This window comes from Micromonospora sp. PLK6-60, from assembly GCF_019890675.1.
GTDB lineage: Bacteria > Actinomycetota > Actinomycetes > Mycobacteriales > Micromonosporaceae > Micromonospora.
The window spans coordinates 216,167-238,775 of record NZ_JAIOAA010000002.1 but is presented as its reverse complement, the minus strand read 5'-3'; the positions used below and the strand labels follow the sequence as shown (position 1 = coordinate 238,775).

Annotated in this window: 20 protein-coding genes; 9 read left to right on the top strand and 11 right to left on the bottom strand. The window is 73.7% G+C overall.

Annotation, left to right across the window (positions count from 1 at the left end; genetic code table 11):
- Window positions 1-36: 36 nt before the first annotated feature.
- A complete protein-coding gene (locus tag K7640_RS04075) occupies window positions 37-1,401 on the bottom strand; it encodes a glutamine synthetase family protein (RefSeq protein WP_222953329.1) in 1,365 nt (454 codons plus the stop codon).
- A 227-nt stretch (window positions 1,402-1,628) separates the two neighbouring features.
- Between K7640_RS04075 and K7640_RS04070 the strand changes: the two genes are divergently transcribed.
- Window positions 1,629-4,280 (top strand): glycosyl hydrolase, encoded by a 2,652-nt coding sequence (locus K7640_RS04070; protein ID WP_222953328.1) that lies wholly within the window; start codon window positions 1,629-1,631, stop codon window positions 4,278-4,280.
- Between the two features lie 88 nt (window positions 4,281-4,368).
- Window positions 4,369-4,740, top strand: coding sequence for a hypothetical protein (locus tag K7640_RS04065; protein ID WP_222953327.1), 372 nt, complete (start codon window positions 4,369-4,371; stop codon window positions 4,738-4,740).
- 45 nt (window positions 4,741-4,785) lie between these two features.
- Here K7640_RS04065 and K7640_RS04060 read toward each other — a convergent pair whose 3' ends face one another.
- Window positions 4,786-5,220 carry a MerR family DNA-binding transcriptional regulator gene (locus K7640_RS04060; RefSeq protein WP_222953326.1) on the bottom strand — a complete coding sequence of 145 codons (435 nt, stop codon included), beginning with the start codon at window positions 5,218-5,220 and terminating at the stop codon, window positions 4,786-4,788.
- Between the two features lie 49 nt (window positions 5,221-5,269).
- Between K7640_RS04060 and K7640_RS04055 the strand changes: the two genes are divergently transcribed.
- Complete coding sequence (locus K7640_RS04055) at window positions 5,270-6,262, top strand: NADP-dependent oxidoreductase (RefSeq protein WP_222953325.1); 993 nt, start codon at window positions 5,270-5,272, stop codon at window positions 6,260-6,262.
- A 46-nt stretch (window positions 6,263-6,308) separates the two neighbouring features.
- Window positions 6,309-6,806 (top strand): YcxB family protein, encoded by a 498-nt coding sequence (locus K7640_RS04050; RefSeq protein WP_222953324.1) that lies wholly within the window; start codon window positions 6,309-6,311, stop codon window positions 6,804-6,806.
- Window positions 6,807-7,167: 361 nt separating this feature from the next.
- Here the strand turns inward: K7640_RS04050 and K7640_RS04045 are convergent, their stop codons facing one another.
- The 9 genes from K7640_RS04045 to pcaF form a co-directional block, all read right to left on the bottom strand.
- Window positions 7,168-7,878 (bottom strand): GAP family protein, encoded by a 711-nt coding sequence (locus tag K7640_RS04045; RefSeq protein ID WP_222953323.1) that lies wholly within the window; start codon window positions 7,876-7,878, stop codon window positions 7,168-7,170.
- A 48-nt stretch (window positions 7,879-7,926) separates the two neighbouring features.
- Window positions 7,927-9,465, bottom strand: coding sequence for an amino acid permease (locus K7640_RS04040; RefSeq protein ID WP_222953322.1), 1,539 nt, complete (start codon window positions 9,463-9,465; stop codon window positions 7,927-7,929).
- A gap of 271 nt (window positions 9,466-9,736) precedes the next feature.
- A complete protein-coding gene (locus tag K7640_RS04035; protein ID WP_222953321.1) occupies window positions 9,737-10,648 on the bottom strand; it encodes a UbiA family prenyltransferase in 912 nt (303 codons plus the stop codon).
- Window positions 10,649-10,793: 145 nt separating this feature from the next.
- Window positions 10,794-11,540, bottom strand: coding sequence for an MBL fold metallo-hydrolase (locus tag K7640_RS04030; protein WP_222953320.1), 747 nt, complete (start codon window positions 11,538-11,540; stop codon window positions 10,794-10,796).
- A 147-nt stretch (window positions 11,541-11,687) separates the two neighbouring features.
- Complete coding sequence (locus K7640_RS04025) at window positions 11,688-12,158, bottom strand: hypothetical protein (protein ID WP_222953319.1); 471 nt, start codon at window positions 12,156-12,158, stop codon at window positions 11,688-11,690.
- 20 nt (window positions 12,159-12,178) lie between these two features.
- Window positions 12,179-12,679, bottom strand: coding sequence for a DUF456 domain-containing protein (locus tag K7640_RS04020; RefSeq protein WP_222953318.1), 501 nt, complete (start codon window positions 12,677-12,679; stop codon window positions 12,179-12,181).
- 16 nt (window positions 12,680-12,695) lie between these two features.
- The gene (locus K7640_RS04015) at window positions 12,696-14,855 is read right to left on the bottom strand and encodes an EAL domain-containing protein (RefSeq protein WP_308042450.1); all 2,160 of its coding nucleotides are present in this window, start codon (window positions 14,853-14,855) and stop codon (window positions 12,696-12,698) included.
- A 7-nt stretch (window positions 14,856-14,862) separates the two neighbouring features.
- Window positions 14,863-15,681, bottom strand: coding sequence for an SAM-dependent methyltransferase (locus K7640_RS04010; protein ID WP_222953317.1), 819 nt, complete (start codon window positions 15,679-15,681; stop codon window positions 14,863-14,865).
- Window positions 15,682-15,902: 221 nt separating this feature from the next.
- On the bottom strand, window positions 15,903-17,105 hold the full coding sequence (gene pcaF / locus K7640_RS04005) for a 3-oxoadipyl-CoA thiolase (protein WP_222953316.1): 1,203 nt from the start codon (window positions 17,103-17,105) through the stop codon (window positions 15,903-15,905).
- 107 nt (window positions 17,106-17,212) lie between these two features.
- Here pcaF and K7640_RS04000 point away from each other — a divergent pair, with 107 nt between their 5' ends.
- From K7640_RS04000 to K7640_RS03980, 5 genes are all read left to right on the top strand, one after another.
- Window positions 17,213-18,175 (top strand): glutathione S-transferase family protein, encoded by a 963-nt coding sequence (locus K7640_RS04000; protein ID WP_222953315.1) that lies wholly within the window; start codon window positions 17,213-17,215, stop codon window positions 18,173-18,175.
- The gene (locus K7640_RS03995) at window positions 18,168-18,842 is read left to right on the top strand and encodes a DUF998 domain-containing protein (protein WP_222953314.1); all 675 of its coding nucleotides are present in this window, start codon (window positions 18,168-18,170) and stop codon (window positions 18,840-18,842) included. The genes K7640_RS04000 and K7640_RS03995 overlap by 8 nt, the downstream gene beginning before the upstream one ends.
- A 201-nt stretch (window positions 18,843-19,043) precedes the next feature.
- Window positions 19,044-20,348, top strand: a complete 1,305-nt coding sequence (locus tag K7640_RS03990; RefSeq protein WP_222953709.1) for a dicarboxylate/amino acid:cation symporter — start codon at window positions 19,044-19,046, stop codon at window positions 20,346-20,348.
- A 65-nt stretch (window positions 20,349-20,413) separates the two neighbouring features.
- Complete coding sequence (locus K7640_RS03985; protein ID WP_222953313.1) at window positions 20,414-21,481, top strand: NADH:flavin oxidoreductase/NADH oxidase; 1,068 nt, start codon at window positions 20,414-20,416, stop codon at window positions 21,479-21,481.
- 163 nt (window positions 21,482-21,644) lie between these two features.
- Window positions 21,645-22,604 (top strand): TAXI family TRAP transporter solute-binding subunit, encoded by a 960-nt coding sequence (locus tag K7640_RS03980; RefSeq protein ID WP_308042449.1) that lies wholly within the window; start codon window positions 21,645-21,647, stop codon window positions 22,602-22,604.
- The last annotated feature ends 5 nt before the right edge of the window (window positions 22,605-22,609 follow it).

Below are 22,609 nucleotides of genomic sequence, written 5' to 3'. Positions count from 1 at the left end.
CGCCACCAGTCCATGATCGACGGGGTTGGCGGCGGGTCAGAGGCGTTCGAAGCCACGGGTCAGTTCCCAGTCGGTGACGGCGGCGTCGAAGGCGGCCAGCTCGACCCGGGCGTTGTTGGCGTAGTGCGCGACCACCTCGTCGCCGAACGCCGCCCGGGCGATCGTCGAGTCCTCCCAGCGGGTGAGGGCGTCGCGCAGGGTGGCGGGGACCCGCTCGGCCCGCGGGTCGTCGTAGGCGTTGCCGGTGCACTCGTCGGCCAGCTCCAGTTCCGCCTCGATGCCGTGCACCGCGCCGGCGACCAGCCCGGCGATCGCCAGGTAGGGATTCACGTCCGCCCCGGGCACCCGGTTCTCCACCCGCATCCCCTGCCCGTGCCCGACCAGGCGCAGCGCGCAGGTGCGGTTGTCGGTGCCCCAGCGCAGCGCGGTCGGGGCGAACGAGCCCGGCTGGTAGCGCTTGTAGGAGTTGATGTTGGGGGCGAAGAGCAGGCTGAACTCCCGCATGGTGGCCAGCAGCCCGGCCAGCACCCGCTGCCCGGTGCCCGACAGGTGCGCCGGCCCGTCGCCGAGCATCGCCGAACGGCCGTCGGCGTCGCGCAGCGAGAAGTGGATGTGGCAGGAGTTGCCCTCCCGGGCGTTCGGCTTGGCCATGAAGGTGATCGACATGCCCTCCTGGGCGGCGATCTCCTTGGCCCCGTTCTTGTAGATCACGTGGTGGTCGGCGCAGGCCACCGCCTCGTCGTAGCGGAAGGCGATCTCGTGCTGGCCGAGGTTGCACTCGCCCTTGGCGCTCTCCGGGGTGAGCCCGGCGCCGGCCATCTCGGTGCGGATGCGCCGCAGCAGCGGCTCCACCCGCGCGGTGCCGAGCAGCGAGTAGTCCACGTTGTACTGGTTCGCCGGGGTGAGGTCGCGGTAACCGCGCGACCAGGCCTCCTCGTACGAGTCGCGGTAGAGCACGAACTCCAGCTCGGTGCCGGCGTACGCGGTCAGCCCGTGCGCGGCCAGCCGGTCCAGTTGGCGGCGCAGGATCTGCCGGGGCGAGGCGAGCACCGGGCCCGAGCCGTCCAGCCACTCCAGGTCGGCCAGCACCATCGCGGAGCCGGGCTGCCAGGGCGTCCGGCGCAGCGTGGCCAGGTCGGGCTTCATGGCGAAGTCGCCGTAGCCGCGTTCCCAGCTCGACATCGCGTACCCGTCGACGGTGTTCATGTCCACGTCCACCGCGAGCAGGTAGTTGCAGCCCTCGCTGCCGTTCTCCACCACCTGGTCGAGGAAGAACGGCGCGTGGATCCGCTTGCCCTGCAACCGGCCCTGCATGTCGGTGAGGGCGAGCACCACCGTGTCGATCTCCCCATCGGCGACGGCGACGCGGAGTTGCTCCAGCGTGAACGGCGCGTTGCTCATCGGCGGGCCTCCATCACCAAGGTCTACTGGCTCAACGGATCACCGTCAATGCCCGCTTCCGACACCCCGGCAAACGTGACCGGCCGGCCGTCCATGATGGCTTCGATGATCGGGTGACAGTGTCCATCGTTGTCGCCGAGCAACTTCTCTTGATATTCGTCGATGGCTAGCGTGCGAAGCGGGTCGGGCGCCGACGGAGGTGCCCGGTCACGATGGGGAGGAGCGCCATGCGCACTGCTCAACACCGTCGGCGTGACCGCCGACGCATGCTCGCCGCCGCCGCGACCGCCGCGGTCACCCTGCTCGCCACGATCGCCCCGGCCCACGCCGGTCCGGGCGAGGACGAGGAGGAGGAGTCCGGGGCCAAGGGCATCAAGCCGTACGCCGCCCAGGAGGCGTCGGCCCGGCTCGCCCCGTACGGGTCGGTCGAGCCCGGCGAGTACGGCGACGCCCTCGCCGACCTGCGCGGCCTCCGGGGCACCACGGCACCGTGGACGGAGGTCACCGACAAGCCGTACGACGCCGACGACCCGAACTACCGCGACCCGGAGTTCTCCAACTCCGGTGGCGGCGCCGGCCTGGTGGCCGGGCGGATCACCGGCCTGGCCGCGGGGCGGGGGCAGGTCTTCGCGGGAGGCGCCAACGGCGGCGTGTTCCGCAAGAAGCTGGCCGGGGGGAAGTGGACGCCGATCTCCGACGGCATCCTCGCCCTGTCCACCGGCGACCTGGTCTACGACAGCCGGGCCGACACCCTCTGGTACGCCACCGGCGAGGCGAACACCGGCGCCACCAGCTACACCGGGGCGGGCGTCTACCGGCTGCGCCACGCCAGCCGGGCCCGCGGCTTCACCCAGGCCGACCGGGTCGGCGGGGACGAACTGGAGTCGCGCAGCATCAACCAGCTCCGGTTCGACGGGGCGGGTCACGTCTACGCGGCCACCACCCGCGGGCTCTGGCGGCACTCCACCGACGAACGTCGGCACGCCGAGCGGTGGCAGTTGCTGTTCCTGCCGAACCCGGCCTCGGACAGCGACATCACCAAGCCGTACGACAACATCGTCAACGACGTCCTCATCGACCCGCGCGCGAAGGGGCGTACGGTCCTGATCAACGCGGCCTGGCGATCGGGGGCGGCCTACAACGGCTACTACCTGTCCACGGCGGGCGGTCGGGCCGGCAGCTTCGCCCGAGTGGACCTGCGCGGGGACATCGACAACGACGACGTGGGCAACGCCGAGTTCGCGGTCTCGGCCGACGGGCGCACCTACTACCTGGTGCAGGAGAGCCCGGAGCAACTGCTCGAGGGTGAGCCCTCGGTCCTCAAGGGCGCCTACCGGTCCACCTCCGGCGTCCTCGGACCGTGGACCCGGATCGCCGACTCGACCAAGCTGGCCAACTCCGGCTCGGCGTTGAAGTCGCTGCCGACGTACCAGCCCGGCGTGCAGGCCTGGTACAACAACTTCATCGACGTCGACCCGGGCGACCCCCGGCACGTCTACCTCGGTCTCGAGGAGGTCTACGAGAGCGAGGACGGCGGCGCCACCTGGAAGACCGTCGGGCCGTACTGGAACTTCTACTTCCCCTGCTTCGAGATCACCCATCCGACCGGCGGCTGCCCGCCCACCACCCACGCCGACCAGCACTCCATCGCCTTCAGCGGCGGCACCGTGCTGATCGGCAACGACGGCGGCGTCTACTCCCGGCCGCTGGCCCCGCGCGCCAGCCGGGAGAACGCCGACGGGCACGCCCTCGACTGGGCCAACCACAACAACGGCCTACGTACCCTCCAGTACTACTCGGTCGGTACCGGCCGCGACCCGGACCGGCGGGGCGTGACCGTCGCCGGCGGCCTGCAGGACAACGGCGGTTCGCTGCTGCGGGCCGGCGCGCGCAAGATGGTCAGCCCGTTCGGCGGCGACGGCGGCGACACCATCGTCAACCCGCGCAACGGCTGCCAGATCCTCGACGAGTACACCAACCTCGTGCTGTGGCTGACCAAGAACTGCGGTCGCAGCAACGGCACCACCAGCGCCATCTTCGACGTGACGGTGCCGGATGTGAACTCCCGCTTCACCGCGCCGTTCCGGGCGATCCGGGGCTCAAAGAACACCCGCGACGGCAGCAGCGAGCGCTGGGTGGCCGGCGGCAACTCGGTCTGGCGGCACGACCTCGCGTTCGGCTACACCCGGGCGGAGGCGGCGGCCGAGGCGGACAACGGCTGGCGGAAGCTCTACACCCTCGACTCCGACGGCGCCCGCCTGGTCGTCGGCCTGGACGGGGTGGCGGATCCGTCGGCGCCGGCCGACCCGGCGAAGGACACCTACCTGGCCGCCTGGTGCGGCGAAGCCAACTGCAACAGCGCCGGGTTCACCCGGGGCGTCGCCACCAACTGGGGTGGCGCCTGGACCGAGCTGGATCTGACCGGACTGCCCAACCGCTATCCCAACGCGGTGACCTTCGACCCGGCCGACCGCACCAACTCGACCATCTATCTGGTGTTCAACGGCTTCAACCGGCGCTTCATCGAGGGCCCGGGGGCCGGGGTGAAGCACGTCTACCGGGGCAAGCTGACGAAGACCGGCGGCGGCGTCCGGGTGGCGTGGACCGACCTGTCGGTGGGCTTCCCGGACGTACCGGCCACCGACGTGGTGGTGGTCGGCGACAAGCTGGTGGTCGGCACCGACCTCGGCGTGCTCGTCGCCGACCGCCGGGCCACCCCGGAGACCATCCGGTGGCGGCGGGTCGGCCGGGCGCCGGGCAGCGGCCCGAAGGCGCTGCCGCTGACCGCGGTCTACGACCTGCACGTCAGCGTCGACGGCCACCTGTACGCCGCGACCCACGGGCGCGGCATCTGGAAGACACCGCTGCGCCTGCTCTGAGCGCCCAGGGGCGGGCCGGCCGTCGCCGGCCCGCCTCCCCTGGAAGGCGAGGGCGGAACCGGGGTTGCCGCCGCCTCGTCCCACCAGCATGCGGAGCACCCGTGCGGTCGCCCTCGTCGCGGCCACCCTGCTGCTGGTCACCGCCTGCGCCGGCAACCCCGACCCGCCGCCCGCGACCCCGACCGGCGAAGCGAACCCGGCGGGCCGCACCGCGTCCGCCGCGCCGACCGGCCGGTCCGACCCGGACCGCCGGGGTGATCTGGTACGCGGCTACCGCAGCCTCACCGGGACGATCGACCGGTCCGGCGCCTGGGTGCTGCTGCGCGTCGACGGCGTGACGTGGGCGCTGCTCGGCGCGCCGGCCGCCGACCTGCCCGACGGGCGGGTGGTCACCGTCGCCGGTGTAACGGCCCCGCTCCCCCCGGACTGTCCCGCCGACCAGGCCGTCACGCTCAGGTGAAAGGCCCCCGCAGCGCGGCGCCCGGCGACGACCGCATCCTGCGCTTCACCCGGGGCCACTGACCGCCCGGCCCGCGCCGCTGTCCGAACCGGTCCGCGAGCGGGCGCAGCCCGGTTCTCGGGCGGCGCGGAGCCGGCGCAGGTGCTGCCGTACGGCGTCCCGGCTGAGGCTCAGGCAGGCGACCTGACGGTCGAGCCGGGCCAGTTCGGCGGCGAACAGCGCGATCAGCTCGTCCCGGTCGCCCGGCTCGTCGGCCGCCGGCGGTTTCGGCCGCAGGTCGTCGAGCAGCGGCATGATCAGCCTGGTCGGCAGGCCCGCCCTGACCAGGCTGCTGACCAGTGCCGCCTGCCCGACGTCCGACTCCTGGTAGAGCCGGTAGCCGCTCGGTGTGCGCTGTGGCGTCAGCAGCCCGCGCTCCTCGTAGTACCGCAGCATCCGGATCGGGATCCGGGTGCGCCGCGACAGCTCGCCGATCCGCATGAGCCGCTCCTTGACTCTCACACCGGCGTGAGACTTTACGGTTCGGGCCATGAACCCTCAACCCGCCGGGCACCCGGCCGAATCGGCCCCCGGCCCCGACCTGATGCGCGCCGTCGTCATCGAGCGGTTCGGCGACCCCCAGGTGCTGCGTACGGTCCGGTTGCCCCGACCGGCACGAGCACCCGGACACGCCCTGGTCCGGGTGCGGGCGGCCTCGGTCAACTTCGGTGAGACGAAGATCCGGAAGGGACTCGTGCCGGAGCTCGGGCCGCCACCGCTGGGACTCGGCTCGGACCTCTCCGGCACGGTCGTCGAGGCCGAGCCCGGCGGCCGGTTCCGGGCCGGCGACGACGTCTACGGCATCCACTTCATCGGCACCTACGCCGAGTACGTCTCGGTGCCGGAGGCGGCGCTGGCCGCCAAGCCCGGCTCGGTGGACCACGTGACCGCGGCGGCGCTGCCGGTCGCGGCGCAGACCGCGCTCGTCGCCGTCGCCGACTACGCCGACCTCCGCGCCGGGCAACGGATCCTGATCCACGCGGCGGCCGGCGGCGTCGGCCACCTCGCGGCGCAACTCGCCCGGCACCGGGGCGCCCATGTTCTCGGCACCGCCCGGACCGCGCACCACCCGTTCCTGCGCGAACTCGGGGTGCACGAACCGATCGACTACACCAGGGTGGACTTCCGCAGCGCGGCCACCGACATCGACGTCGTCCTCGACCTCGTCGGCGGTGAGTACGGCCGACGCTCCCTCGACTGCCTCCGCCCCGGAGGGCTTCTGCTAGGCGCCGCACTCGACCCGGGGGTGACCGAGGAGGACGCCGCGCGACGGGGCCGACGGTACCGCTGGGTGGGCGGCACGCGGCTGGCCCGGCCCCTCGACCTGGTGCGCGAGTTGGTCGACGCGGGCCACCTGAGGGTCCACGTGGAGCGGACCTATCCGCTGTCCGACCTGCCGGCCGCGCACGCCCACGCCGACAGCGGCCGGGTCACCGGGAAGCTCGTCATCGCGATCGACGACGAGCCGCCGACCCCGCCGTAGTTCGCGCCAAAGGTCGCCGGCCGGCCGGAGGCACTATCGTTTCGGCGTGCACATCCGTTTCGACGTCCCGGCCGATCCCGCCTACCCGGGCCGGGTGGCCGCGGTCCTCAGCAGTGTCCGGCTGCGCCGGTTCGGTTACATCGGCGCGGCGCTGGCGGCGGCCGGGGCGCTCGGTTTCCTCGTCACGCGGGGGTTCACCTGGGGTGACAAGGTCACGCCGCTGTGCACGACGCTGGTGGTGGCCGGCCTGCTGTCGATGCTGTACCCGCCGTGGGTGCGGTGGCGCGCCCGGCGCCGCTCCAGCGGCTACGCCGTCGAGGGCGGTTACGACATCACCGACGAGAACATCATGATGCGCAGCGGCACGGAATCCGGCGGCATCGCCTGGGACGGGGTCACCGAGGTGCGGGACACCCCCGAGTTCTGGATCGTGTTCGTCGGCCGGATGCCGGCGACGGTGATCCCCCGCCACCTGATGTCCGACCGGGACGCCGAGACGCTGCGCGCCTTCCTGGCCGACCGCGGCCTGCTCAAGCCGCGCTGACCCGCACTCCGGGCGCCCGCCTCCCAGCGGTGGACCGGGGATCGAGCGCTCGCCACCTCGCTGATCCCCGGGTGGCGCGTGTCTTCGCCCGGACCGGGTGGGGTGCGTTCCGCGCCCTACCAACTTGATGTCGTAGACGAATCATGTGGTGGCTCCGTCGCGCCCGCTTGCGGCAATGATGGGGGTCGTTGATTCGTTTGTGAGGTCAAGTTGGTAGGGCGCGGACGAGGTGCCGCCGGCGTCGTGCCCGCCGGCCGGGCGTCTGCCGGCCCGCGCGCCCGATGCGGCCGGGACGGAAAGGAGCCGTCCGTCCGCGAGCCGTCCCGTCCGCGAACCGGTCATCGCCGCGGCGGCATCGGGATCACCCGCCGCCGAGGAGTTGCGGGAACCACAGCCGGGCGGCGGCGTCCCGGGCGACCAGGAAGCCCGCGATGCCCAGCGCCCAGCTCAGCAGCCCGCCGCCCTTGGCCAGCACCCAGGCGTCCAGCCGCGCCAACAGCGCCTCGACCCAGCGCGGACCGGCGGCGCGGAGCGTGAGGAGCAGCACCGCCGGCAGGATCATCACCACGCAGTAGCCGGCCAGCAGGACCGGGATCAGCCAGGCCGGCAGGTCGGCGGTCGCCATCATGCCGATCGCACCGAGGTACGGCAGCATCGTGGCCACCTCGGCCAGCGCCGCGAGCAGGGCCAGGCCGGTCAACGCGCCCGAGCCGGACGCGCCGCTGACCGCCCGGTCCCGCCAGCGCAGGATCGCCGCGACGGCGAGCCCCTTGCGCTTCTCCACCCAGAAGCTGAGCAGGAGCAGGACGGCACCGACGGCGAACTGCGCGATCAGCAGCGGCCGGCTCGCCGTCCCCGCCGCCAGCAGGGCCGCGAGGCGGGTGCCGCCGACGACGAGCAGCACGCCGACGACGAAGTAGAACGCCGCGATGGTGGCGAGGTAGCCGAGCAGCCGCCCGGCCCGCAGCCCATTCGGCGCGAGCAGCAGCCAGACCGGGATGAAGAGGGTGCCGATGCTGGTGCTGTCGACCAGGGCCAGGCCCACCAGGGAGAGCAGCAACACGACACTCACCGGCCCGATGATGCCAGTTCGTCCGGCTCAGCGGGGCCCCTGCGAACCTCAGTCGACGGTGCGGCGGGGGCCGGTGAACCACTTCCGCGCCGAGGCCCACCACCACACCGCCACCCCGAGCAGCACCCCACCCACCGCGAGCGGCGCGTAGTTCACCGCCGTCCAGGTGAAGTCGGCGTGCCCGGGCACCCCGGCCGGCACGATCGGCAGCACGAAGTAGACCGAGATGATCGCGATCTCGATCACCGCGATCCAGCCGAGCAGCTTGTACTTCGGGCCGAGCGTCCACGGCCCGGGGACGAACCGGTCGCCCATCCGCAGCCGCAGGAAGATCGGGATCAGGAAGGAGAGGTAGAGCCCGATCACCGCCACCGAGACCACCGCGTAGAAGGCGACCGGCACGCCGCCGGACTGGTAGAGGGCGGGCAGGGTGAGCACCAGCCCGGCCGCGGTCGCCCCGATGATGGCGTTGACCGGGGTGCCGTTGCGGTCCACCCGGGACCAGAGCCGCCAGCCGGGGACCGCCCGGTCCCGACTGAACGCGTACGCCATCCGGGACATCGAGGTCACGCAGCTCATCCCGCAGAAGAACTGCCCGATGGTGGAGATGATGATGACCGTCTTGAAGAAGAACGGGGTGAGCGCCGTTTCGAAGATCGCCCCGGAGAAGCCGCCCGCCGAGTTGATCGCGTCCACGTCGGTGGCCGCGAACAGGAACGCCAGCAGCAGGATCCAGCCGCCCACCGCCGAATAGAAGATGGACCGCCAGAGGCCGCGCGCGGCGGACTGCGACGCGTCCCGGGTCTCCTCCGACACGTGCGCGCAGGCGTCGAAGCCGGTGATCGTGTACTGGGTGAGCAGGAAGCCCAGCGGCAGCACATAGAACCAGAAGGTCAGCCCGCCGGTGGACCCGTCGGCGAAGCCGGAGTTGTTGAACCGCTCGGTGAAGACGAACCGGAAGCTCTGGTGGTCGTCCGGGACCAGCAGCAGGATGGCCACCACGGCCGCCGCGCCGGCCACGTGCCACCAGACCGAGACGTTCTGGAGTACGTCGATGATCCGGTGCCCGAAGATGTTGATCAGCCCGTGCAGGGCCAGGATGATCACGAACAGCAGGAACGCCTGGCTCAGCGTCCCCGCCCAGCCGTCGAAGAGCGCCGACAGGGTCAGGTTGAGGAAGGTCGCGCAGCCGTAGTCGACCGAGGCGGTGACCGCGACCAGCCCGATCAGGTTGAGCCAGCCGGTGAACCAGCCGTGCACCGGGCGGCCCATCTTCGCCGCCCACCAGTAGATCCCGCCGGCCGTCGGGTACGCCGACACCAGCTCGGCCAGGCAGCAGCCGATGATCAGGATGAACAGCGAGATCAGCGGCCAGCCCCAGGAGATGGCGACCGGGCCGCCGTTGTTCCACGCCTGGCCGAAGGTGGTGAAGCAGCCGGCCAGGATCGAGATGATCGAGAACGAGATGGCGAAGTTGGAGAAGCCGCTCCACTTGCGGTGCAGCTCCTGCTTGTATCCGAGTTCGGCGAGCCGGCGGGCGTCGTCGTCCATCGGCTGCTCGGCGGTCGGCGCGGGCGTGGTGGCCACTGCACACCTCCTGGAGGTGATCCCCGATACGAGTGCGCCCGAGTCTGCTCCCGCCGCTGACGATGGTCAATCCATCGGCCGTTTCGAACTCGCAAATTGCGTTGCCGGCACGTCCCCCGCCCGGGCATCCTGGAACCCGTTGGCCGGCCCGCTCGCGACGGGCCCACCCCGGGCGCTCGGCACCGCCCGGCCGGCGCGGGACGCCCACCTCTCTCTCACTCGTACGGCGTGACGCCGTACCCCTCGGGCGTCCCGCGCCACCCACGCTCGGTCAGGGTCGTACGGCGTTCACCCAGGCCCACAGGAAGTCGAGCGCCGGCACGGCGAACACCAGGCAGACGGCCGCCATCCGGGCGATCGTCGGCCGCCGCACCGCCATCGCGTACGCCACCACCAGCACCGGCGCCACCGCCGTCTGCACGGTCCACGAGTCCCGCGTCACCAGCAGGTCGAGGTGGCAGCAGGCCAGCCAGAGGGCGGTCGCCGCCACCCAGAGACCGAGACCGAGCCGGCGACACCACCGCGGTGACCACCGCACCGCCGCGGTGGTGTCACCGGCCAGCGCGTCGGCCGCCACGTCCAGCACCGTGGTCGGCAGGTAGAGCGCCGCCGCCAGCAGGACGCCCAGCGCGGCCAGCGCCACCGGGTACTCCGCCACCGGCCGGTGCAACGCCCAGCCGGCCAGCGGCGCGAGCACGCCCACCACGACCGCGTTGACGGCGACGTCCGCCCCCGGCCGGGCCTTGAGCCGCACCGGCGGGGCGCTGTAGAGCCGGCCGAGCACCAGCACGGCGACGGTGCCCGCCGCGAAGACCGGACCGATCAGCAGCGCCACCAGCACGGCGGCCACCTCGTACCGGTGCTGCCAACGGGCCAGGTCCGCCTCGGTCAGCACGCCGGTGACCAGCGGGGCGGTCGCCTTGCGCGGATTGCGCCGGTCGCTGGGCAGGTCGTACCGGTCGTTGCCGGCGAGCACCGCACCCCAGACCAGCGGCCCCAGCACGACCAGCGCGGCGGCCCAGCGCGGGGTCGCGTCCGCCGGGGGCAGCCACGACCGGGTCGCCAGCACCGCGCCGAGGTAGGCGGCGGCCCAGCCGAGCGGCCAGAACCAGGGACGGGTCAGCCGGACCAGCGCCCAGGCACGAGAGGTTCGCCGGACGGCCGGCGGCGCGAGCAGGACCATGCCTCGACGCTAGGAATTCACCACCCGGCCGGCCTCCCGCCGCCGGGCCAGTCGCCTCCCACGAAGGAGGGACCCGCGCCACCCGTCCGCCCCGAACCGATCCGGCCGGCCGCGGCACCGGCCCGCCACGGCCGGCCCGGCGGCATCAGGACGGTACGTCGCACACCAGTCCCGGCCCGGCGACGTCGACCGGACCGGCGTACGCCCGCCGCGCCGCCGCCACCGCCGCCGCCGGCGAGGTGCCCGGCCACAGGTGGGTGAGCAGCACCCGCCGCGTCCCCGCCGCGGCGGCGTACCGGCCGACCTCGGCGGCGCTGGACAGGTTCCCGGCGTGCCGGTCGGGAACGGTGTCCACGTAGGTGGCCTCCGCGATCAGCAGGTCGGCGTCGCGGGCCAGCTCGATCAGCTCCCGGCCCGGTCCGGTGTCACCGGTGTAGGCGACCACCCCGTCCGGCCCGGCGAACCGCGCCCCGGCGTTGCTCACCCAGTGCGGCAGCGCCCACGTGCGCACCGCGAACGGACCGACGTCGAAGCAATCCCCCGGGGCGAACGCGTGCAGCCGGTACGCCCCGTCGACCAGCCCCGGCTCGTCCACGCCGAGCAGCGCGTCCAGGCTGCCGGCCGGGGCGTGCACCGGCAGGGCCGGGCCGTCGCGGTCGACGAGCACCCGCGCCCGCAGCAACGGTTGCAGGTCGGCGCAGTGGTCGGGGTGGCCGTGGCTGACGTACACCGCGTCGACCGCGGCGGCGGGCACCCGGGACAGCAGCGGCTGCACGGTCGCGTAACCCGGGTCGACAAGCAGGCGGAAGCCGGCCTGCTCGATCAGGAAACCGGAGCAGCCCTGCCGCGCCGTGGGCCAGGCACCGAGGCCACCGAGAACGAAGATCCGCACCGGCCGACCGTACGCGCCGGGCCGACCGGCGTCACCGGCTTTCGGCGCGCTGGCCCCCGCCGCGACCACGGTGGCGGCGGCCAGCGACCCGGCCCTGAGCGGCCAGGTGGGGGTCGGGACGGTCGCTGTACCCGGCCCGTACCGCCGTCAGGCCATCGACACCGCGAGTACGACCGCCAGTCCCAGGGCCACCACGACGTCCGGTGTCTGGGCCAGCATCGCCGCCCGCCACCACCGGTTGCCCAGGTCCCACCAGCCCTCCCGCAGCTCGTTCGCCACCAGCATCTTCACCAGGTGCACACCCGCCATGAACATGAGGAAGAAGGCCAGCACGGCACTCACCACGAAGACCGCCCGGAATACCGCTCCCTCCCGTTCGCCGGTCAGCAGCGAGACCAGCAGGAGCAGCACCAGGGAGGCCGGCAGCACCGCGGCGAACAGCACGCCCCAGGTGACGGCCCGGGCCATGTGCCGCATCGACAGGTCGAGCTCGTCGGCGGGCGCCGAGGTGATGTCGCTCATCACCTCGGCGCGCCGCTCGTCAGGCGTACCGTCGACGTCCAGGATCCGGGCCACCAGGCCGGCCAGCCGGCGTGCCGGCCATGCCAGCAGGTCCATCACGCTCCCGTCGCGCCGAGTCAGGCGAACAGCAGGCCGAACACCCAGATGGTGCCGATCACCACGCCGGCGGTGAACTCGACCAGGATGGACAGTCCGGCCGCGCCGAGCGCCTGCCTGGTGGCCGGCCAGGCGAGCTGGTTGCTGCCCAGCCGCAGCCGTTCGGCGCCCCACACCCCGGCGACGAAGCCGATCACCAGGCCGATCACCGGGATCACGAAGAAGCCGACCAGCCCCAGCAGCGCGCCGGCCAGCAGGGTGGACGTGGGCACCCCGGCGTTGCGCAGGTTGCGGCCCGGCCAGACGTACTTGATGACGGTGGCCCCCGCCGCGACCACCGTGGCGGCGGCCAGCACCGCCCAGCGGCCCGGCCCGGCGTCGGTGAGCAGCGCCCACACCAGCACCCCGGCCCAGCACAGCGGCAACGCCGGCAGCCCCGGCACCACCACCCCGGCCAGCCCGGCCAGGATGGCCAACCCGGCGACCAGCGAGGCCACCGCCTCGCCGTCGGTCAGTCCCATGCCCGCTCCCGTCCGCTCACGCCGCCGATCCTGCCTCACCGCCGAGCCGGGCGGTGATCGCCTCCGCCGGCACCGGCGCGCCGAACCACCGGCCCTGCCCGGTGTCGCAGCGCAGCGCCCGCAGCCGCTCCGCCTGCGCGCCGGTCTCCACCGCCTCGGCGGTCACGTTCAGTTCCAGCGCGTGCGCCAGCCGGACCAGGGCGTCCACGATCCGCTCGTCCCGGTGGTCGGCGGCGGCGGCCGGTCCGTCGGCCCGGATCCCCTCGACGAACGGCCCGGCCAGCTTCAGGCAGTGGATCGGCAACCGCCGCAGGTACGCCAGGTTCGAGTAGCCGGTGCCGAAGTCGTCGATCGCCATCCGTACGCCGAGCGCGGCCAGCCGGTGCAGCGCGCGCAGCGGCTCCCCCGCGGTGCCCATCACCGCACTCTCGGTCAGCTCCAGTTGCAGCAGCTCCGCCGGCAGCCCGCTGCCGGCCAGCGCCGCCGCCACGGTCTCCACGATGGCCGGGGCCTCCACCTGCCGGGCGGCCAGGTTGACGCTGACCACCAGCCCGGCGCCCGGGAACCGGCGCCGCCACGCCTCCGCGTCCCGGCAGGCCCGGTCGAGCACCCACGCGCCCAGCCGGACGATCAGCCCGGTCTCCTCGGCCAGCCCGATGAACCGGTCCGGGCCGAGCAGCCCCAGCTCGGGGTGTTGCCAGCGGACCAGCGCCTCCACCGCCCGCATCGAGCCGTCCAACAGGGACACGATCGGTTGGTAGTGCACCACGAACTCGCCCCGGTCGAGGGCGGCGGGCAGCCCGGCGGCCAGCGCCGAGCGGGCGATGTCCCGGGCGCCGCGCTCCGGGTCGTACACCGCCCAGCGGCCCCGCCCCTCGGCCTTGGCCCAGTAGAGGGTGGTGTCGGCGGCCTTCATCAGCTCGGAGGCGTCGGTCTCCTCCGCCGGGCAGTTCACGATGCCGATGCTGGCCGACACGGCCAGCTGCTGATCCCCGATGATCACCGGGGCGGCCACCGCGGCCAGCGCGGACTCCGCCACCGCGACCACCTGGTCCAGGTCGCCACCGCCGTCGACCAGGATGACGAACTCGTCCCCGCCCATCCGGGCGACCAGGTGGCCGCGCTCCGCCACGCAGTCCGCGAGCCGCCGGGCGATCACCACCAGCAGCCGGTCGCCCAGGTCGTGGCCGAGGCTGTCGTTGACCGCCTTGAAGCCGTCCAGGTCGAGGAAACAGACCCCCACCCGGTGCCGCGGCGCGGCGGCCCGCAGGACCTGGCCGAGGGTCTCGAAGAACAGCGTACGGTTCGGCAGGCCGGTGAGCGGGTCGTGCAGCGCCTGGAAGCGCAACCGCTGCTGGAGCTCGTACCGCTCGGTGATGTCCTCGATCATCGCCACCGTGAACCGGGGCCGGCCGTCGTCGTGCCGGACCAGGGAGACCGCCAGGTCGGTCCAGACGACGCTGCCGTCCTTGCGGTGGTAGCGCTTCTCCACCCGGGCCGAGTCGTGCTTGCCGGCGATCAACTCCTGGTAGAGCTCCCACATCCCGGCCGCGTCCTCGGCGTGGAACAGCGACGCCACGTTGATCTGCCGCAGCTCGTCGATCGAGTAGCCGAGCATGTCGGCGAAGGACTGGTTCACGTCGACGATCCGGCCCTCGGTGTCGGCGATGCCGATGCCGATGGCCGCGCCGGTGAAGACCGCCCGGAACCGCGCCTCGCTGTCACGCAGCGCCTGTTCGACCGCGTCCCGGGCCTGCCAGGCGGAGCGGGCGATGCGTTCCTGCTGGCTGAAGGTCCGGTCGCGCAGGGCCCGGGCGAAGGCGGCGGCCAGGGCCGCCTGGAGGGCGTCGGTCCGCCCGGCCAGCCCGCCCGGACCGGCCCGGTCGGGCAACACCAGCGGCACGAACCGCTCGCCGAGCGCCCGCACCGACCAGTCGAGTACGCCCGGCTCGGTCAGGTGCGCCTCCACCAGCGCCCGCCCCACCTCCGCCGCCGGCCGGACCGAGAACGGCTCGGCGAGCAGCCCCCGGGCCAGCCGTACGGTCTGGGTCAGCAGCAGGCGCTCGGTCTCGGTCGCGCTCATCGGCACGAACCCGAGCCGGCGTACGGCCCGGGCCCAGGTGGCGGCGTACTCCTGGGCGCCCGGCCCGCTGAAGTCCTCCGCGCCGCCGGCCACGTCGGGCCTAGTCGCCCGCGCGGTCGTGCCGGGCGACGCCGCCGAACGCGCCGAACCGCTCGGGGCGCTCGTCGGACTCGGACGGCGAGTCGGGCCGCCACAGCGGCATGTGCACCACGCCCGGTTCCAGGATGGTCCAGTCGCCGAAGTAGCCGGTGATCTCCGCCCGCGAGCGCAGCGTGATCTCGGTGGCGGTACGCGCCGACAGCCGCTGCGCGTCGAGCATCTCCTGTGGCTGGTCCTCGTAGGTGGAGTGGGAGATCACCAGGTGGCTGCCGGGGGCCGCGGCGGCGCGCAGGGTGGCCAGGATGTCGGCCGGCCGGTCGGCGTCCGGGACGAAGTGCACCACGCCGGCGAGCAGGAGGCCCACCGGGCGGTCGAAGTCGATCAGCCCGCCGGCCCGGGCCTGGTCCAGGATCAGCTTGGGCTCGCGCAGGTCGGCGCGGATCGCGGTGGCCCGGTCGTTGCCGGCGAGCAGCTCCTGGCTGTGCGCCACGGCGACCGGGTCGATGTCGACGTAGACGATCCGGGCGTCCGGGTTGGTGGCCTGGGCGACCTCGTGCACGTTGCCCACGGTGGGGATGCCGGAGCCGATGTCGAGGAACTGGTCGATGCCGGCGTCCAGCAGCACCCGGACGGCCCGGCGGAGGAAGTCCCGGCCGGCCCGCATGGTGGCGGGCAGGTTCGGCGTCATGGCGGCGATCTGCTCGGCGAGCTGCCGGTCGATCTCGAAGTTGTGCGCACCGCCGAGGAAGTAGTCGTAGACGCGGGCGGCGCTGGGCCGGGTCAGGTCGATCTCGGCGGTGATGTCGTCCGGCCTCTGCATCGCTTCGCCCCAGTTCGTCGCCGTGGCGCGGGAGGGCACCGGTTGCCGGGCGCGTGCGCGTGCGTCCACCGGCCGACCCGCGGATCGTGTGGTGTTGACCACTCTAGGCCCGCGCGGCCAGGTGTGGGAGATCCACTTTTCGCCGTGGCCGGGCCGGCCCGCGCCCGGGGTGTTAAGAAGGGGCCCTTCCGCTACCGGAGGCGTTAACAGGGTGCCCCTCCTTACCCCCGTTCCAGCAGCAGGGCGATGCCCTGACCGACGCCGATGCACATGGTGGCCAGCGCCCGCCGGGCGTCCCGGCGGCGCAGCTCCAGCGCGGCGGTCAGCGCCAGCCGGGCGCCGCTGGCGCCGAGCGGGTGGCCGAGCGCGATCGCGCCGCCGTTCGGGTTGACGTGCTCGGCGTCCTCGGGCAGCCCCAGCTCGCGCAGCACCGCGACGCCCTGCGCGGCGAACGCCTCGTTCAGCTCGACCACGTCCACGTCGGCGAGCGCGACCCCGTGCCGGGCGAGCAGCTTGCGGGTGGCCGGCACCGGCCCGATCCCCATGATCCGCGGCGGTACGCCGGCCGCCGCCGCGCCGGAGACCCGGGCCAGCGGGGTCAGGCCGTACCGGGCGACGGCGGCCTCGGAGGCGACCAGCAGAGCCACCGCGCCGTCGTTGACCCCGGAGGAGTTGCCGGCGGTGACGGTGCCGCCCGCGCGGAACGGGGTGGGCAGCGCGGCAAGCTTTTCCAGCGACGTCTCCCGCGGGTGCTCGTCGACCTCGACCAGCTTCGTCTCCCGCCGCCCGGCGGGCACGCTGATCGGCACGATCTCCTCGGCCAGCCGGCCGTCGGCCTGCGCCTTGGCGGCCCGCTGCTGGGACCGGTAGGCGAACTCGTCCTGCACGGCGCGGGAGACGCCGAACTCGGCGGCCACGTTCTCCGCCGTCTCCGGCATCGAGTCGATGCCCCAGCCGCGCTTCATCAGCGGGTTGACCAGCCGCCAGCCGATGGTGGTGTCGTACACCTCGGCGGCGCGGGAGAACGGGGTGGTCGCCTTCGGCATGACGAACGGCGCCCGGCTCATGCTCTCCACCCCACCGGCCACCACCAGGTCGGCCTCGCCGGCCACGATGGAGCGGGCGGCGGTGGCCAGCGCGTCCAGGCCGGAGCCGCAGAGCCGGTTGACCGTGCTGCCGGGCACCTCCTCGGGCAGGCCGGCGAGCAGCGCCGCCATCCGGGCCACGTTGCGGTTGTCCTCGCCGGCCTGGTTGGCGCAGCCCAGGATGACGTCGTCGGTGCGGGCCCAGTCCACCGACGGGTGCCGGGCGACCAGCTCCCGGATCACGTGGGCGGCCAGGTCGTCGGGGCGGACCCCGGCGAGGGCGCCGGCGTACCGGCCGATCGGGGTACGGACTCCGGCCACCAGGTATGCCACGGTCATCGACGCACGTCCTTCGAGGGGTGGAAGGGTTCGGACGGCGACGTCGCCCGGATCACGGGGACGTCCGGGCCAGGATATCCAGCCGCCGGACCGGATAGGTTGACGGCATGGCCGAGGCCCAGTTCAGCGCAGAGACCAGCGGCGGCGCGTTCGTCCGCCAGCCCAACCGGTTCACCGGCCGGGTCACCCCGCACTCCACCGCACCGGAGGGCGGCGGGCCGGACGAGCAGGGGCGCTGGCCGCTGGAGGCGGGGCGCTACCGGCTGATCTGGTGCCGGGCCTGCCCGTGGGCGCACCGGGCCCGGATCGTGCGCAACCTGCTCGGCCTGCAGGACGTGATCTCGCTGGGCACGGTCGACCCGATCCGGGACGAGCGGGGCTGGCGGTTCGCCCTCGACCCGGACGGCTTCGACCCGGTGCTGGGCATCGGCTTCCTCTCCGAGGCGTACCTGGCCACCGACCCGGACTACACCGGCCGGGTGACCGTGCCGGCGCTGGTCGACACGGTCACCGGCCGGGTGGTCACCAACGACTACCCGCAGCTCACCCTGGACCTGTCCACCGAGTGGCGGCGCTTGCACGCCCCGGACGCGCCGGACCTCTACCCGGTCGAGCTGCGCCCGGAGATGGACGCGCTGATGGCGGAGATCCACCGGGACGTCAACAACGGCGTCTACCGGTGCGGCTTCGCCACCTCCCAGGCGGCGTACGACGAGGCGTACACGGCGGTGTTCGCCCGGCTGGACGCGCTGTCGGAGCGGCTGTCCGGACGCCGCTACCTGATGGGCGACGCGATCACCGAGGCGGACGTGCGGCTGTTCACCACGCTGGTCCGCTTCGACGTGGCCTATCACGGCCACTTCAAGTGCAACCGGCAGAAGCTGACCGAGATGCCGGTGCTGTGGGCGTACGCCCGGGACCTGTTCCAGACCCCCGGGTTCGGCGAGACGGTCGACTTCGACCACATCAAGCGGCACTACTACGCCACCCACGAGGCGATCAACCCGACCCGGATCGTGCCGCTCGGCCCGGACACCGCCGGCTGGTCGACGCCGCACGGGCGTGGCTGAGCGCGCGGGTGCCCGGACGCTCGCCGCGTCGGCCGCCGCCGGCTGCGTGCTGGCCGGCACGCTGGCGGTGACGGTCGCGGTGGTCGCCGGTCCCGGTCCGGGGCTGACCGCGTACGTCAGCGAGGCCGGCATCGAGGCCAGCGGCTGGGCCCCGACGTACCGGGTCGGGATCTTCGCGCTGGCCGCGGCGCTGCTGCTGCTCGCGGTGGCGCTGCCCGCGGCGTTGCGGCTCGCGGCCGGGCTGCTCGGCGCGGGCGCCCTCTTCGCCGCCCTCTCCGGCGCGGTGACGTGCAGCGCGGGCTGCCCGTTGCCGCCGTTCGAGACGCCGACCGTGGCGGACCTGGTGCACGGCGGGGCGAGCATCGTCGCCGTCGCGGCCACCGTGCTGGCCATGCTGGTGATCGCGGTCTCGCCGGCGGCGACGCCCGGGTTGCGCCGGGTGGCCCGGCTCGGCGCGGCGGTGGCCCTGCCGCTGGCCGGGTCGGTCGCGCTGACGATGCTGGCGGTGGGTCGGGGTGGCCTGGTGGGCGGCCTGGAGCGGCTGCTGCTCGGGGCGACCGCCGGGTGGGGCCTGGCCACGGCGGCGGTGCTCGGGCACCGGCCGGGCACCGGTGGCGAGCGGGTGACCGTGACGAACGGGTCATCCGGCCGTGAACGGACCATGTAAGGAGCGTCACCACCGTCGGTCATTCCCGCTGTGGATTCCCTGGGAGTACCGTCGGCGGGCGATGACCAACGTCTGGCACCTCACCGTGCGCCTGTACGTCGACCTCCGACTGCAGGCCAGCGGCGTCTGTCCGGCGCAGCCGCTCTCCTGACGCTGCCCCGTTCACCTCCACCAGACCTTGGACGTCCCATGGCTTCCACCCTGCGCAAGATTCCCTTCTCCGTACAGATCCTGGCCGGCCTGGTGCTCGGCGTGGCGCTCGGCTTCCTCGCCCGCGCCGCCGAGCTGAGCTGGCTGACCACCACCCTCGACACCGTCGGCGGCCTCTTCGTCCAGCTGCTCAAGCTGGCCGTCCCGCCGCTGGTCTTCACCGCCATCGTGGTAAGCGTGGTCAGCCTGCGGGGCGTGGCCAACGCCGCCCGGCTGGCCCTCAAGACCCTGCTCTGGTTCGGCGTCACCGCGCTGATCGCGGTGACCATCGGCATCGGCCTCGGCCTGCTCACCGACCCGGGCCGGGGGGTGACGCTGGACGTCGCCGGCGCCGAGGCGCCCGAGCGGACCGGCTCCTGGACGGACTTCCTCACCGGCATCGTGCCGACCAACCCGGTCGGCGCGTTCGTCGACAACAACGTGCTCCAGATCGTCTTCCTGGCCCTGGTGGTCGGCGCCGCCGCGCTGCTGATCGGCGAGCCCGCCGAGCCGTTCGTCAACCTCAACCGCTCGGTGCTGGCCATCGTGCAGAAGGCGCTGTGGTGGGTGATCCGGCTCGCCCCGATCGGCACGCTCGGCCTGATCGGCAACGCCATCGCCTCGTACGGCTGGGACCTGCTGGCCCCGCTCGCCAAGTTCACCACGGCCGTCTACGTCGGCTGCGCCATCGTGCTGTTCGTGGTCTACCCGGTCGTGCTGCTCGCCGCCGGCCGGCTCAACCCGCTGCGCTTCTTCGCCGGCGCCTGGCCGGCGATCGAGCTGGCCTTCGTCTCCCGCTCCTCGGTGGGCACCATGCCGGTGACCCAGCGCTCCGTCGAGCGCCTCGGCGTCCCCCGCGAGTACGCCTCGTTCGCCGTGCCGTTCGGCGCGACCACCAAGATGGACGGCTGCGCGGCGATCTACCCCGCGCTGGCGGCGATCTTCGTGGCGCAGGTCTTCGGCGTCCAGCTCGGCGTCACCGACTACCTGCTGATCGCCTTCGTCTCCGTGGTCGGTTCGGCCGCGACCGCCGGCCTGACCGGCGCGATCGTGATGCTCACCCTGACCCTGAGCACGCTCGGCCTGCCGCTGGCCGGCGCCGGCCTGCTGCTGGCGATCGACCCGATCCTCGACATGATCCGCACCGCCACCAACGTGGCCGGGCAGGCGCTGGTGCCGACCGTCGTCGCCGCCCGTGAGGGCACCCTGGACCGCGCCGCGTACGACAGCGCCGGCAAGCGGGACCTGACCGACCTGGACGAGGCCGACCAGCCGGCGGACCGGCCCACGGACCGGCTCGCCCCGGCGCCCGCCTGACCCACCGCTCACCGCGCAGGGCCCCCGATTCCGGGGGCCCTGCGCCACGCCTGGAGGATCGCCCCATGAGTGCCCTGTTCACCCCGCTGACGCTGCGCGCGGTCACCCTGCCCCACCGGGTCGCCATGGCCCCGATGTGCCAGTACAGTGCCGGTCCCGACGGCCTGCCCACCGACTGGCACCGGGTGCACCTCGGCGCCCGGGCCGTCGGCGGCGTGGGCCTGCTCCTCACCGAGGCCACCGCGGTCGTCCCGGAGGGCCGGATCAGCCCGCAGGACACCGGCCTCTGGTCCGGCGCGCACGTCGACGCGTGGCGCCCGATCACCGGGTTCCTCGCCGCCCAGGGGGCGGTGCCGGCGGTGCAGCTGGCCCACGCCGGGTTCAAGGCGTCCACCTACCGGCCGTGGGCCGCGCGGCGCGGCGGGGTGCCGGACGCCGAGGGCGGCTGGACCCCGGTGGGCCCGGGCGTCGAGCCGTTCGTGCCGGAGTACCGGCACCCGACCGCGCTGGACGAGCGCGGGATCGCCGAGGTGGTGGCCGCGTTCGCCACCGCCGCCGGCCGGGCGCTGGACGCCGGGTTCGCCGCCGTGGAGATCCACGCCGCGCACGGCTACCTGCTGCACGAGTTCCTCTCCCCGCTGACCAACCACCGCACCGACGGCTACGGCGGTGACCGGGCCGGCCGGATGCGGCTCACCCTGGAGGTGGCCCGCGCGGTCCGGGCGACCGTGGGTGCGGACGTACCGGTGCTGGCCCGGATCTCCGCCACCGACTGGGTGGCCGGCGGCTGGACCGTCGAGGACAGCGTGGTGCTGGCCGGCGAGCTGGCCGCGGCCGGCGTCGACCTGGTCGACACCTCCTCCGGCGGCGCGGCGGTGGGGGCCACCATCCCGGTCGGGCCCGGCTACCAGGTGCCGCTGGCCGCCCGGATCCGCCGCGACGCGGGCGTGCTCACCGGGGCGGTCGGGCTGATCGTCGAGCCGGAGCAGGCCGAGCAGATCGTCGCCGCGGGCGAGGCCGATCTGGTGCTGCTCGGCCGGGAGCTGCTGCGCGACCCGTACTGGCCGCGCCGCGCCGCCGCCAAGCTCGGCGCGACCCCCGGCTGGCCCGACCAGTACACCCGGGCCTTCTAAGCCGGGCGCCAGGCGGGATTCCCGTACGGCGGACATTGCAGCTCGGTCGCATCGCGCCGGGCTTGGTTGCAGCGGGCGCGAATTCGGTTACGGTGCATTCCACAGTGGCGTTACTCGATTTTTTGATCGTTCAACAACTGTGCCGGGCCGACCTGGAGGACTCGTGCAGCCGACGACCGTGGCGCTGTCCCGCCGCGGCCTGCTGGCCACGGTGGGCGCCGGCCTGCTGACCACCGCCGGGGCGGGCTTGCTGGCCGGCTGCGGCGGCGAGGCGCCCCGCACCCACCGGGTACGGATCGCCACCGGCGGCCTCGGCGGGGTCTACGCCGAGCTGGGCGCTGCGCTGACCCGGGCCCTCACCGACCACTACCCCGAGCTGCGCGCCGAGGTCCTGGTCACCTCGGCCTCGGCGACCAACCTGATGCTCGTGCACGCCGGCGACGCCGAGGTCGGGTTCACCCAGGCCGACATCCTCTCCCGGGCCGGGCATCCCGCCCTGTTCGCCCTGGCCCGGCTCTACGACGACTGCCTGCACCTGGTGGTCCGGGCCGGCGACGGGGCGCGGGCGGTGACCGCCCTGCGCGGCTCCCGGGTCTCGCCCGGACCGGCCGGCTCGGGCACCGAGATCACCGCGAGCCGGGTGCTGGCCGCCGCCGGCCTGCGGTTCGGGGACGACCTGATCAACGTGCCGCTCGGCCTCGACGAGTCGGCCCGGGCGCTGGCCGCCGGAGAGATCTCCGCCTTCTTCTTCTCCGGCGGCCTGCCCGTCAAGGCGATCACCGCGCTGGCCGGGCGGCTGCCGGTCCGCCTGGTCAGCCTCGCCCGCTACCTGCCGGCGCTGCGCCAGCGCTACGGCGAGGTCTACGCCGAGCGGACCATCCCCCGCTCGACCTACGAGGTCCCGTCCGTGGCCACCATCGGCGTGCCGAACTACCTGGTGGCGCACGCCCGGCTGCCGGAGGAGGTCGGGTACGCGCTGACCCGGACCCTGCTGGGTCAGCGCGACGTGCTGGCGATCGCCCACCCGGCCGCCGAGCGGATCAACCACATGGCGGCCATCGCGACCGACCCGTTGCCGCTGCACCCCGGCGCCGCCCGGTACTTCCGGGACAACAAGCGCTAGGGCCC

Coding starts and splice junctions, on each gene's coding strand:
- K7640_RS04035 (WP_222953321.1), bottom strand. CDS start 10,648: ATGGTCCTGCTCGCGCCGCCGGCCGTCCGGCGAACCTCTCGTGCCTGG.
- pcaF (WP_222953316.1), bottom strand. CDS start 17,105: ATGACCGTGGCATACCTGGTGGCCGGAGTCCGTACCCCGATCGGCCGG.
- K7640_RS04010 (WP_222953317.1), bottom strand. CDS start 15,681: ATGCAGAGGCCGGACGACATCACCGCCGAGATCGACCTGACCCGGCCC.
- K7640_RS04060 (WP_222953326.1), bottom strand. CDS start 5,220: ATGCGGATCGGCGAGCTGTCGCGGCGCACCCGGATCCCGATCCGGATG.
- K7640_RS04025 (WP_222953319.1), bottom strand. CDS start 12,158: ATGGACCTGCTGGCATGGCCGGCACGCCGGCTGGCCGGCCTGGTGGCC.
- K7640_RS04020 (WP_222953318.1), bottom strand. CDS start 12,679: ATGGGACTGACCGACGGCGAGGCGGTGGCCTCGCTGGTCGCCGGGTTG.
- K7640_RS03985 (WP_222953313.1), top strand. CDS start 20,414: ATGAGTGCCCTGTTCACCCCGCTGACGCTGCGCGCGGTCACCCTGCCC.
- K7640_RS04055 (WP_222953325.1), top strand. CDS start 5,270: ATGAACCCTCAACCCGCCGGGCACCCGGCCGAATCGGCCCCCGGCCCC.
- K7640_RS04065 (WP_222953327.1), top strand. CDS start 4,369: ATGCGGAGCACCCGTGCGGTCGCCCTCGTCGCGGCCACCCTGCTGCTG.
- K7640_RS04000 (WP_222953315.1), top strand. CDS start 17,213: ATGGCCGAGGCCCAGTTCAGCGCAGAGACCAGCGGCGGCGCGTTCGTC.
- K7640_RS04070 (WP_222953328.1), top strand. CDS start 1,629: ATGCGCACTGCTCAACACCGTCGGCGTGACCGCCGACGCATGCTCGCC.
- K7640_RS04075 (WP_222953329.1), bottom strand. CDS start 1,401: ATGAGCAACGCGCCGTTCACGCTGGAGCAACTCCGCGTCGCCGTCGCC.